General features: G+C 71.1%; 12 protein-coding genes. 11 read left to right on the forward strand and 1 reads right to left on the reverse strand.

The annotated features are described in order from the left end of the window. The 5 genes from fliD to AB7U92_RS13460 form a co-directional block, all read left to right on the forward strand. Positions 1 to 1,344 (forward strand): flagellar filament capping protein FliD (gene fliD / locus AB7U92_RS13440; protein WP_428577524.1); only part of this gene is annotated, 1,344 nt, incomplete at its 5' end. Between the two features lie 100 nt (positions 1,345 to 1,444). Next, a complete protein-coding gene (gene fliS / locus AB7U92_RS13445; protein ID WP_428577527.1) occupies positions 1,445 to 1,876 on the forward strand; it encodes a flagellar export chaperone FliS in 432 nt (143 codons plus the stop codon). A 38-nt stretch (positions 1,877 to 1,914) separates the two neighbouring features. Further along, complete coding sequence (locus tag AB7U92_RS13450) at positions 1,915 to 2,214, forward strand: flagellar protein FliT (RefSeq protein WP_428577530.1); 300 nt, start codon at positions 1,915 to 1,917, stop codon at positions 2,212 to 2,214. A 19-nt stretch (positions 2,215 to 2,233) separates the two neighbouring features. After that, positions 2,234 to 2,992 (forward strand): flagellar brake protein, encoded by a 759-nt coding sequence (locus AB7U92_RS13455; RefSeq protein WP_428577533.1) that lies wholly within the window; start codon positions 2,234 to 2,236, stop codon positions 2,990 to 2,992. Between the two features lie 139 nt (positions 2,993 to 3,131). After that, complete coding sequence (locus AB7U92_RS13460) at positions 3,132 to 3,413, forward strand: hypothetical protein (protein WP_428577536.1); 282 nt, start codon at positions 3,132 to 3,134, stop codon at positions 3,411 to 3,413. Positions 3,414 to 3,512: 99 nt separating this feature from the next. On the opposite strand, the gene fliE is transcribed toward AB7U92_RS13460, so the two are convergent. After that, entirely contained in the window at positions 3,513 to 3,836 is a 324-nt protein-coding gene (gene fliE, locus AB7U92_RS13465) for a flagellar hook-basal body complex protein FliE (protein ID WP_428577538.1), read from the reverse strand. Positions 3,837 to 4,007: 171 nt separating this feature from the next. Here fliE and fliF point away from each other — a divergent pair, with 171 nt between their 5' ends. From fliF to AB7U92_RS13495, 6 genes are read left to right on the forward strand one after another with little or no spacing between them, the layout of a single operon-like run. Then, on the forward strand, positions 4,008 to 5,687 hold the full coding sequence (gene fliF / locus AB7U92_RS13470) for a flagellar basal-body MS-ring/collar protein FliF (RefSeq protein ID WP_428577541.1): 1,680 nt from the start codon (positions 4,008 to 4,010) through the stop codon (positions 5,685 to 5,687). A 12-nt stretch (positions 5,688 to 5,699) separates the two neighbouring features. Then, positions 5,700 to 6,695 (forward strand): flagellar motor switch protein FliG, encoded by a 996-nt coding sequence (fliG, locus tag AB7U92_RS13475; protein WP_428577543.1) that lies wholly within the window; start codon positions 5,700 to 5,702, stop codon positions 6,693 to 6,695. Beyond that, positions 6,695 to 7,426, forward strand: a complete 732-nt coding sequence (locus tag AB7U92_RS13480; RefSeq protein ID WP_428577546.1) for a FliH/SctL family protein — start codon at positions 6,695 to 6,697, stop codon at positions 7,424 to 7,426. Before fliG ends, AB7U92_RS13480 begins: the two co-directional genes overlap by 1 nt. After that, the gene (fliI, locus tag AB7U92_RS13485; RefSeq protein WP_428577549.1) at positions 7,423 to 8,847 is read left to right on the forward strand and encodes a flagellar protein export ATPase FliI; all 1,425 of its coding nucleotides are present in this window, start codon (positions 7,423 to 7,425) and stop codon (positions 8,845 to 8,847) included. The genes AB7U92_RS13480 and fliI overlap by 4 nt, the downstream gene beginning before the upstream one ends. A gap of 29 nt (positions 8,848 to 8,876) precedes the next feature. Beyond that, positions 8,877 to 9,338 carry a flagellar export protein FliJ gene (gene fliJ, locus AB7U92_RS13490; protein WP_428577552.1) on the forward strand — a complete coding sequence of 154 codons (462 nt, stop codon included), beginning with the start codon at positions 8,877 to 8,879 and terminating at the stop codon, positions 9,336 to 9,338. A gap of 10 nt (positions 9,339 to 9,348) precedes the next feature. Then, on the forward strand, positions 9,349 to 10,515 hold the full coding sequence (locus AB7U92_RS13495) for a flagellar hook-length control protein FliK (protein ID WP_428577555.1): 1,167 nt from the start codon (positions 9,349 to 9,351) through the stop codon (positions 10,513 to 10,515). The last annotated feature ends 185 nt before the right edge of the window (positions 10,516 to 10,700 follow it).

Raw genomic sequence — 10,700 nt, forward strand, 5'->3', positions numbered from 1 at the left:
GGCAGCGGGCTCGACGTGAGCTCGATCATCACGCAGCTGATGGCCATCGAACGCCAGCCGCTCAAGCAGCTGGAGACCGCCGAGACGAAGATCCAGTCGCAGATCTCGGAGGTCGGCAAGATCAAGAGCGCGCTGTCCAAGTTCCGCGACCTGTCGGCCAAGCTGGCCTCCACCGACTTCTGGAAGACCACCACCGGCACCTCGTCGAACAGCGCGGTGGGCATTACCACCAGCAGCACCGCGAGCCCGGCGCAGTTCGAGGTCTCGGTGGGCACGTTGGCCAAGGCGCAGACCATCGCCGCGCCGGCGGTCGCCGCGAGCACGGCCACGCTGGGCTCGGGCACGCTGACCATCCAGCGCGCCGGCGGCGGCGATCCGTTCAACGTCACCATCGAGGCCACCGACACGCTGGCTGGCATCCGCGACAAGATCAACGCCGCCGGCGCCGGCATCACCGCCAGCATCCTCAACGACGGCAGCGGCGCGCGTCTGGTGATGCGCGCCAACGCCACCGGCACCGACAACGCCTTCACCACCACGGTCAGCGGCACCGGCCTGGACGGCCTGGCCTTCGACCACGTGAGCCAGACGGGCGGGGCCACGCCGGCGCAGGCGGCGGCCAACGCGACGGCGACGGTCAACAACCTGCCGGTCACCTCGCAGAGCAACACGCTGACCGACGTGCTCGACGGGGTCACGCTGACGCTCAATGCCGAGACCGCCGCCCCGGTGACGGTCGACGTGAAGCCCGACAACGATGCGCTCAAGAAGGTGCTGACCGACTTCGCCGCGGCCTACACCGACCTGGCCAAGCTCATCGCCACCGGCACCAAGTACGACGCCGCCGCCAAGAAGGCTGGCCCGCTGCAGGGCGACAGCGCCATCGTCGGCCTGCAGACGCAACTGCGCGCCATGGTCGGCGCCAGCAGCGGAGCGTCCTCCGTGTTCTCGCGGCTGTCCGACATCGGCATGGAGATGCAGCAGGACGGCAGCCTGACGGTCAACAGCACCAAGCTCGACAAGGCGCTGGCCAATCTCGGCGAGATCCGCTCGCTGTTCTCCAACTCCAGCCTCACCGACCCCAGCCTCGACGGGTTCGGCAAGCGCTTCCGTGTCCTGGCGAGCGACATCCTCGGCATCGACGGCTCGCTGACCTCGCGCACCGACGGCCTGAACGAGAAGCTCAAGCGCAACCAGAAGCAGCAGGACCGCATGGAAGAGCGCCTCGCGCAGACGCAGAAGCGCCTGGAGAAGCAGTACACCGCGCTGGACACGCAGCTGGGCAAGCTCAACGGCCTGAGCACCTACGTGACCCAGCAGGTCGCGATCTGGAACAAGGCCTGAACAGGGGCGTTCGTACGCGCCTTCCCGGGGCTTCGCGCATCTCAAGTCGCCCTGCACGGGGCCGATATTGAGAGCAAGTCAACCAGCACCGAGGCCCCCGATGTTCGCAGCCACCTTCGCCCCGCCGCGCGCACTGCACTCCATCGCCAATGCCTACCAGCAGATCGGCCTGGAGACGGCGGTCGCGAACGCCTCCCCGCACAAACTGATCGAGCTGCTCTTCGACGGCTTCGCCGACGCGGTGGCCCGCGCCCGCGGCGCGATGCTCGCCCGCCAGGTCGAGGCCAAGGGCCGCGCCATCAGCCATGCCGCGCGCATCGTCGAGGAGGGACTGAAGGCTTCGCTGAACCTGAAGGACGGCGGCAAGATCGCCGCCGACCTCGACGCCCTGTACGCCTACATCGGCATGCGGCTGACCTACGCGAACCTGCACAACGACGCGCAGGCGCTGGACGAATGCACGCGCCTGATGGCGCCGGTGCGCAGCGCCTGGGCCGAGATCGGCCCGCAAGTGACGGCCAAGGCGCAGTGAACGGCCAGCCCTCGATGAACCCGACCGGAACGCACGCCATGCCGTCGCAACTGCTCAACTACTACGAGGCCATCGAACAGGCCAGCCAGGACATGCTCGAGGCCGCCCGCAGCGGCAACTGGGACCAGGTGGTCAAGCTCGAGGGCGCCTGCGCGCTGCTGATCTCGCAGCTCAAGCACGCCGCCGCGCAGCAGCCGCTGCCCAGCGAGGAGGCGCAGCTGAAGTCGCGCATCATGCAGCGCATCCTCGTCAACGACGCCGAGATCCGCCACCTGGCCGAGCCGTGGCTGGAGCAGCTCGACGAGCTGCTCGCCGGCCGCACCAAGACCGTCCACTGACCCAGGCGCCGACATCGACATGGAAACCCTGCCGATGCCGCTGGAGTCGCTGTCCGCCCAGCATGGCGGGCTCGACGAATTCCGCATCTCCGCGCCGCGCGAGATCCTGGCCATGCTCAAGCAGTTCCAGGACGGCAACGTGCTGCTCAACCTCAACGGCAGCAACGGCGCGATGCTCTCCACCACGCTGTGGTCGCTCGACCCCACGCGCGGCCAGCTCAGCTTCAGCGCCGACGCCCATGCGCCGGTGACGCAGCAGCTGGTCGAGTGCGACGAGGCGGTGGCCGTGGGCTACCTCGACAGCATCAAGGTGCAGTTCGACGTGCAGGGCCTGGTGCTGGTGCGCGGCGTGGGCGGCAGCGCGATCAGCGCGCGCCTGCCGCGCGAGCTGTTCCGCTTCCAGCGCCGCAACTCGTTCCGCGTGCGGCCGCTGCTGCGCAGCTCGCCGGTGGCGCGGGTGCGTCACCCGGCCATCGCGGAGATGCAGCTGGCGCTGCGCGTGATCGACGTGTCGATCGGCGGCTGCGCCCTGTTCCTGCCCGAGGACGTGCCGCCGATGCAGCCGGGCATGGTGATGAACCAGGTGCAGCTCGACCTCGACGCCGACACCCGGGTGATGGCCAACCTGCGGCTGCAGCATGTCAGCGTGCTCAACCCGGAAGCGCGCGGAGCGCGGCTGGGCTGCGAGTTCGTGCAGCTCGGCGCAGACGGAGAGCGCACCCTGCAGCGCTTCATCGACCAGACGCAGAAGCGAAGAAGGCTCATGTCCCTGGACTAGCGCCTGCCGCCGCCCGTCGCCGCACGGCACGGGGACTTGTTCACAGCCCGTTACAGCTTGGGGGAAATCACCCTCAAGTCCGGCTTTGGGATGCCGATTCTCCTGTCGTAGCGACTTTCGCCCCGACAAGGAGCGCATCATGAGCGTGAACAACGTCTCTGGCGTCGGACGCGTCGTGCTGCCGGCGACGACCAGCAGAACGGCCGACCAGGCCAGCGCACAGCCCGAAGCCCAGGCCCGCCAGCAGGCCAGGTCCGAGTCCGTCTCGCTGGTCGAGATCGACGAGAACACCCAGCAGCCGGTGCCGCCGCGCTTCCCGTGGCTGAGCCGGCTCGCCCGCGAGCTGGAGCCGGCCTCGAAGCAGCCGTCGCCCTACGGCAACGTGCCCATCCTCGGCGAGAAGCTGGACAAGCAGGCCTGAGCCGATGTCGGCCCCCCAGTCGCTGCGCTCCTGCCCCCAAGGGGCGCCGGCCGGCTTGGGGCGGCCCGGCGCCGGCCACTTCGCAGCTGATCCGAAGGATCAGACCTGCATGTTCATGATCTCGCTGTAGGCCGAGACCAGCCGGTTTCGGACCGTCAGCGTGGCCTGGAAGCCGATCTGCGCCTTCTGCATGGCCACCATCGTCTCCTCCAGGCTGACCTCCGGGTTGCCCATCTGCACCTCGCGCTGCAGCCGGCTGGCCTGGTTCTGCGCGTTGCTCACCGAACCCAGCGCCTGGGTCAGCGCGGCCTGGAAGCCGCCGCCGTCCACCCGGCCCGCAGCCTTCAGCGGCTGGCCGTTGGGTGACAGGCCGGCCTTGGCGGCCGCCTGGGCGAAGTCGAAGGGTTTCAGCGTGACGTTCATGGCATGCCCTCACCATGGGGGAGTGGCGTGATCGTATCCACGGCCCACCGCCACGGTGGGGCGAACTGGCCGCGATTGCCGGGGCTGTTCGCGGCATCCGCGGCCCTCAAGTTCTCGAACAATCGGTTTCGATCCGGGCGCCTTCGTGCCTGGGGACTGAACCGACCGCCCATGGACAACGCCGTCGTCGCCTCGAGAGCCAACGCCACCGCCCTGCCCCTGGTCGAACCCGCCGGGTTCGGGGCCCGCGTGGCCGCCATGCCCGCCCGAACCAAGCTGATGTTCGCCGTCGGCCTGGCCGGCCTGGCCGCCGTGGCCGTGGCGATGACGATGTGGAGCAGCCAGGGCGACTACAAGGTGCTGTACGCCAACCTGTCCGACAAGGACGGCGGGGCGATCATCGCGCAGCTGTCGCAGATGAACGTGCCCTACCGGCACGCCGACGGCGGCGCCGCGATCCTGGTGCCGGCTTCCAAGGTGCACGACGCGCGCCTGAAGCTCGCCGCCGCCGGCCTGCCCAAGGGCTCGGTGGTGGGCTACGAGCTGATGGACGGCGCCCGCTTCGGCCAGACGCAGTTCCAGGAGCGGCTGACCTTCCAGCGCGGCCTCGAGGGCGAGCTCACCCGCTCGATCACCGCGATGGCCGCGGTGCAGAACGCCCGCGTGCACCTCGCGCTGCCGAACCAGAACGGCTTCTTCCGCGAACAGCAGAAGCCCAGCGCCTCGGTGCTGCTGACGCTGTACCCCGGCCGCACGCTGGACCGCTCGCAGATCGCCGGCATCGTGCACCTGGTCTCCTCCAGCGTGCCGGAGATGAACCCGAAGGCGGTCAGCGTGCTCGACCAGACCGGCGCGCTGCTGACCGGCGACCATGCCAACCCGCAGGCCGGGCTGGATGCGCAGCAGCTGCAGTACGTGGCGCAGGTCGAGGCCGGCTACCAGAAGCGCATCTTCGAGCTGCTCGAGCCGCTGGTCGGCCGCGACAACCTGCGCGCCACCGTCACCGCCGACGTCGACTTCTCGCAGACCGAGGCCACGTCGGAGGAGTTCTCGCCCAACCAGGGCACCGACGCCAGCGTGGCGATCCGCAGCCAGCAGGTCAGCGAGCAGACCGGCAGCAGCGGCGGCGCGCCCTCGGGCGTGCCCGGTGCCGCCACCAACCAGCCGCCGGTGCCGGCCACCGCGCCGCTGACCGGCGCCGCGCAGCCGCTGCAGGCCGCGCAGGGCGGCGGCAACAGCAACAGCCGCCGTGACGCCGTCACCAACTACGAGGTCGACAAGACCGTGCGCGTGACGCGCAACGCCACCGGCACCGTCAAGCGCCTGAACGCCGCCGTCGTGGTGAACCACCGCACCAGCACCGACGCCAAGGGCAAGACCACCACGACGCCACTGACGAACGACGAGATCCAGAAGCTGACGGCCCTGGTGCAGGAGAGCATCGGCTTCAAGCAGGACCGCGGCGACTCGGTGAAGGTGATCAACGCGCCGTTCAAGGTCGAGAAGATCGAGAAGGTCGACCTCCCGCTGTGGAAGCAGCCCGAGGTCATCGACATGCTGCGTGCCGCTGCGGTGCCGGCCGGCCTGGCGCTGCTCGGCTTGATCGTCTTCTTCGGAATGATCCGCCCGGCGATGAAGGCCGCGCTCGCGCCGCCGCCCCCGCCGGCGCCGGGCCAGCAGCTCACCGCCGTGGTCGACGACGAGACCGCCCTGCCCGAACCCGGCACGCCTGCCGCGCTGCCCGCGCCGAAGAGCAACGAGCACCTCGACGCTGCACGCACGCTGGCCAAGGAGAACCCAGCGGCGGTGGCCAACATCGTGCGCGGCTGGGTGAGCGGCGAGGCCGCCTGACGGAACATGGCCATGGATGACCAAGGTATCGAAGACGCCGCGATCCTGCTGATGTCCCTCGGCGAGGAGGAAGCCGCCGAGGTCTTCAAGCACCTCGCGCCGAAGGAAGTGCAGCGCCTGGGCGAGACGATCGCCAAGCTCAAGACCATTCCGCGCGAGCGCGTGGACGGCGTGCTGGAGAAGTTCAACGAAGTCGCGGGCACGCAAAGCATGCTCGTGACCGACACCGACGAGTACGTCAAGAGCGTGCTGCGCAAGGCGCTCGGCGACGACAAGGCCAACCTGCTGATCGACCGCATCCTGCAGGGCGCCGACGTCACCGGCATCGAGAGCCTGAAGTGGATGGACGCCGGCTCGGTCGGCGAGCTGCTGCGCAACGAGCATCCGCAGATCGTCGCGGCCATCCTGGTGCACCTCGACTTCGACCAGGCCAGTTCGGTGCTGCGGACCTTCCCCGAGCGCCAGCGCAACGAGGTGATGGTGCGCATCGCCACACTCGACGGCATCCAGCCCTCGGCGCTGAAGGACCTCAACGAGGTGATGAGCAAGGTGCTGGCCGGCGGCGATCGCCTGAAGAAGGCCTCGCTGGGCGGCGTGAAGACGGCCGCCGAGATGATCAACCTGATGGGCAGCAGCGTCGAGACCGCGGTGCTCGACTACATCCGAGAAGTCGACAACGACCTGGCCCAGAAGATCATGGACAACATGTTCACCTTCGACGATCTGGAGAAGATCGACGACAAGGGCATCCAGGCGCTGCTCAAGGAAGTGCAGAGCGAGTCGCTCGTCATCGCGCTCAAGGGCGCTACGCCGGAGATGCGCGAGAAGGTGTTCAAGAACATGTCCACCCGCGCCGCCGAGACGCTGCGCGAGGACCTCGAGTCGCGCGGCCCGGTGCGCGTCTCCGAGGTGGAGGCCGAGCAGAAGGAAATGCTCAAGATCGTGCGCCGCCTGGCCGACGAAGGCCAGATCGTGCTCGGCGGCGGCGGTGACGACGAGTTCCTGTGATGAGCGGCCACCCGAAGGAACGCATCCGCAACGTGCCGCCGCCACCCGGCGGAGGCAAGGGCGCGCATGCCTACACGCGCTTCATCCCGCGCGAGGAACTGTCGGGCTTCGCCGCCTGGAAGCCCGGTTCGCTCGGCGGCGAGGAAGAAGCCGCTGCGGCCGCTGCGGCGGCCGAGCCGCCGAAGAGCGCGGAGGAACTGCAGGCCGAGGCGCTGCGCGCCGCGCGCCAGGGCGGCTACCACGACGGCTACCGCGACGGCCTGGCCGCACTCGACAGCTTCAAGCAGAGCTTCGCCCAGCAGGCCACCGCGCAGATGGGCGCGCTGATGCAGAGCTACGCCGGCCAGATGGACGCGCTGCAGCAGCAGATGGCCAGCGCGCTGGCCGATGCCGCGGTGTCGCTGGCGCGACAGGTGGTGCGCGGTGAGCTCGCGGCGAACCCGCAGCAGGTGGCGGCGGTGGCGCAGGAAGCCATCGAGGCCCTGCTGCTGTCGGCCCGTCACGTGACGGTGCGTGTGCACCCCGACGACCAGCCGCTGGTGGCGCAGGGCGCGGCCGAGATCCTCGAGGCGCGCGGCGCACGCCTGGTGGCCGATGCGGCCGTCACGCGCGGCGGCTGTGTCGTCGAGTCCGACATCGGCATCATCGACGCGAGCATCGAGTCGCGCTGGCGCCGTGCTGCGGCGGCGCTCGGCTCGCAGTCGCCGTGGAACGAGGAGAGTGGCGCATGATGAGTTCGCAGCTCGAGGACCGCGCGCTCGCGACCACGGCCAACTGGGGCCGCTTCCTCGCCGACGTGAGGAATTTCGCCGCCGAGCCGGTGCCGCTGGAGACGGTGGGCCGGCTGGTGCGCGTGGCCGGCCTGGTGCTCGAGGCCACCGGCATCCGCCTGCCCGTGGGTTCGGTGTGCGAGGTGCGCATGGAAGGCGCCCCCCCCGTCACCGCCGAAGTGGTCGGCTTCAACGGCGACCGCGCCTACCTGATGCCCACCGGTGACGTGCACGGCCTGGCCAGCGGGGCCCGCGTGATCCCGCGGCCGACGCCGGTGGTGCCGCTCAAGCTCGGCGCGCTGCGCCACCCCTGGCGGCGCGGCGAGGACCGCACGCTGCATCTGCCGGTGGGCGATGGTTTGCTCGGCCGCGTGGTCGATTCGCATGGCCATCCGATGGACCGCAAGGGCCCGATCGAGCAGGTGCACAACGAGCCGCTGATCCGCCGCCCGATCAACGCGATGGACCGGGCGCCGGTGCGCCAGCCGCTGGATACCGGCGTGCGCGCCATCAACGCCATGCTCACCGTCGGGCGCGGCCAGCGCATCGGCCTGTTCGCCGGCACCGGCGTGGGCAAGTCGGTGCTGCTGGGCATGATGGCACGCTACACCCAGGCCGACGTGATCGTCGTGGGCCTGATCGGCGAGCGCGGCCGCGAAGTCAAGGAGTTCATTGAGGAGATCCTCGGCGAGGAAGGCCTGTCGCGTTCCGTGGTGGTCGCTGCGCCGGCCGACGCGCCGCCGCTGGTGCGCATGCAGGGCGCCAATTACGCCACGGCGATCGCCGAGCACTTCCGCGACCGCGGCCTCGACGTTCTGTTGCTGATGGATTCGCTGACGCGTTATGCGATGGCGCAGCGCGAGATCGCGCTGGCCATCGGCGAGCCGCCCGCCACCAAGGGCTATCCGCCGAGCTGTTTCGCCAAGCTGCCGCAGCTGGTGGAGCGCAGCGGCAACGGCGTGGCCGGCGGCGGCTCGATCACCGCCTTCTACACCGTGCTCAGCGAGGGCGACGACACCAACGACCCGATCGCCGACGCGGCGCGAGGCATTCTCGACGGCCACATCGTGCTGTCGCGCGAGCTGGCCGAATCGGGCCACTACCCGGCCATCGACATCGAGAAGTCGGTGTCGCGGGTGATGACCAGCGTGGCGCCGCAGCCGCACGTGGACGCGGCGCGCCGGCTGCGCCAGATGCTGTCGAAGTTCAACAAGGCGCGCGACCTGATCCAGCTCGGCGCCTACGCACCCGGCCACGACGCCGAGCTCGACACCGCGGTGCGCCTGGCGCCGGCCATGCGCGCGCTGCTGCAGCAGGACATGCGCGAGAACGCGCCGCTCGAGGCCAGCGTGCAGCAGTTGCGCGCCACCGTCGGCGCTTGAAGAACTCCCCGAACAGGCAACCGCACCCCATGAAGGAAATCCAGCCGCTGATGGCCCTGCTCTCGCACGCCGAGGGCGAGCGCGACGAGGCCCTGTCCCACCGCCAGCGCATGCGTGAGGCACTGGAGGCGGCGCGCGCCCAGGCGGAGCAGCTCGTCGCCTACCGGCGCGACTACGAACGGCGCTGGGCCGAGCGCTTCGCCCAGGCCGGCCAGGTGCAGCTGCTGCAGAGCTTCCATGGCTTCGTGACGCGGCTGACGCAGGCGATCGAGCACCAGGAACGCGTGGTGGCCCAGGCCGAGCGCCAGCTCGAGCGCGCCGCCGAGACGCTGCAGCAGCAGGAGCTGCGCGTGGCCTCGGTGCTCAAGCTGATCGAGCGCCGCGTGGCCGAGATCGAGAAGACCCGCGAGCAGCGCGAGCAGCGCACGCTCGATGAACTCGCCTCGCGCGCCGCCTGGAACCGCCTGGCCGCCGCCACCACCCGCTTCTGAGCCGACCGCCATGAGCATCGCGCCGATCCAGACCGCCCCCCGGCCCGCCGCGCGCCCGCCCGCCAGCGAGCCGCCGCCCAGCGGCGAGGGCGATTTCGCCCAGCTGATGGCGCTGCAGGCGCCGGCCGACGAGCCGCCGCCTGCCGGGCGCCCCGACGAGGGCCGCCAGGCACGCAACCGCCAGGCGGCTCGCGGCACGACCCGCGCCGCGACCACCGAGGCGCCGCGCGAGTCGCCGGACGTGGCCAAGTCGCCGCGAGAGGCGGCCGATCCGGCGCGCCGGCCCGACGAAGACGCGGCCCCGCTCGACCCGGCGCTGGCGCAGTGGCTGCAATCCCTGCACCGGCCCGAGGTCCCCGCCGAGGCCCCGGCCACGACGACCGAGTCGGAGCCGGAGGCTGACGCAGCCGGCGTGATGCTCAATCCGCGGGGCCTGCCCCATGCCCGTCCGGCTGCACAGCCGGACGAAGCAGCCGATGTCCAGGCCGCCGCAGGCGCGCGCTCCGGCCACGGCCCGACCGCCGCGCGCAGTGCCGACAAGGGCGCCCGCGAGGCCGTGCCGGCCCTCGACGCCCCGGCCGCCCGCGCGTCGGAAGACGCACCCGCCGCCACCGCAGCGCTGCCGCACGAGCCGGCCCCGGTGGCTTCGCCCACCGGCTTCGCGCTGCCTGCTGGCTTCGAGCCCGTGTCGACCGCCTCGCCCGGCACATCGCCCGTCGCCGCCGAGGCGCCGGTGCTGGCCGTGCCGATGCCGGTCCCGCTGGAGTCGCCGGAGTTCGCGCAGGCCTTCGGCCTGGAGATCAGCACGCTCGCCCGCGACGGCATCCAGCAAGCCGAACTCCACCTCAACCCAGCCGAGATGGGCCCGGTGTCGGTGCAGATCGCGCTGGACGGCGAAAAGGCCCGCATCGACTTCGGCGCCCAGGCCGCCGCCACGCGCGCGGCCATCGAGGCCAGCCTGCCCGAGCTGGCCGCCGCGCTGCGCGATGCCGGCCTGACGCTGGCCGGCGGCGGCGTCTCGCAGCACCCCGGGCAGCGCGGCGACGGCCGCAGCGACGGCGAGCCCGGCGGCGCACGCGCCGGCAGCCGCGAGCGCGCCGACGCCGGGGCCGCGGCGCCCTCGCGCCCCGTGCTGCGCAGCCGCGCCGGCCCCGGCGGCGTGGACTTGTACGCATAGCGCCGCGTCCCGCCGCGGGCGGTGCCGGACTGACCGGAAAACCGCCCCTTTTCGCCGCATCGCCGCGAGGCCCGATCACCAGAATCACCTGCATTGGCCGGCCGGAGTGCCGTGCCCGCTCATCAAGGAGAGCCGATGTCCGCCGCTGCCGCACCCGTTGCCGAAGCCGCCGCGCCCCCGAAGGG

Origin of the sequence: Piscinibacter sp., from assembly GCF_050175855.1 — a bacterium.
Taxonomy (GTDB): Bacteria; Pseudomonadota; Gammaproteobacteria; order Burkholderiales; family Burkholderiaceae_C; genus Piscinibacter.

Bases quoted from the DNA above. Each gene is read 5' to 3' on its own strand.
- fliS (WP_428577527.1), top strand. From the start codon at position 1,445: ATGTTCGCAGCCACCTTCGCCCCGCCGCGCGCACTGCACTCCATCGCC.
- fliI (WP_428577549.1), top strand. From the start codon at position 7,423: ATGATGAGTTCGCAGCTCGAGGACCGCGCGCTCGCGACCACGGCCAAC.
- AB7U92_RS13480 (WP_428577546.1), top strand. From the start codon at position 6,695: ATGAGCGGCCACCCGAAGGAACGCATCCGCAACGTGCCGCCGCCACCC.
- fliF (WP_428577541.1), top strand. From the start codon at position 4,008: ATGGACAACGCCGTCGTCGCCTCGAGAGCCAACGCCACCGCCCTGCCC.
- fliJ (WP_428577552.1), top strand. From the start codon at position 8,877: ATGAAGGAAATCCAGCCGCTGATGGCCCTGCTCTCGCACGCCGAGGGC.
- AB7U92_RS13460 (WP_428577536.1), top strand. From the start codon at position 3,132: ATGAGCGTGAACAACGTCTCTGGCGTCGGACGCGTCGTGCTGCCGGCG.
- AB7U92_RS13450 (WP_428577530.1), top strand. From the start codon at position 1,915: ATGCCGTCGCAACTGCTCAACTACTACGAGGCCATCGAACAGGCCAGC.
- AB7U92_RS13455 (WP_428577533.1), top strand. From the start codon at position 2,234: ATGGAAACCCTGCCGATGCCGCTGGAGTCGCTGTCCGCCCAGCATGGC.
- fliE (WP_428577538.1), bottom strand. From the start codon at position 3,836: ATGAACGTCACGCTGAAACCCTTCGACTTCGCCCAGGCGGCCGCCAAG.
- AB7U92_RS13495 (WP_428577555.1), top strand. From the start codon at position 9,349: ATGAGCATCGCGCCGATCCAGACCGCCCCCCGGCCCGCCGCGCGCCCG.
- fliG (WP_428577543.1), top strand. From the start codon at position 5,700: ATGGATGACCAAGGTATCGAAGACGCCGCGATCCTGCTGATGTCCCTC.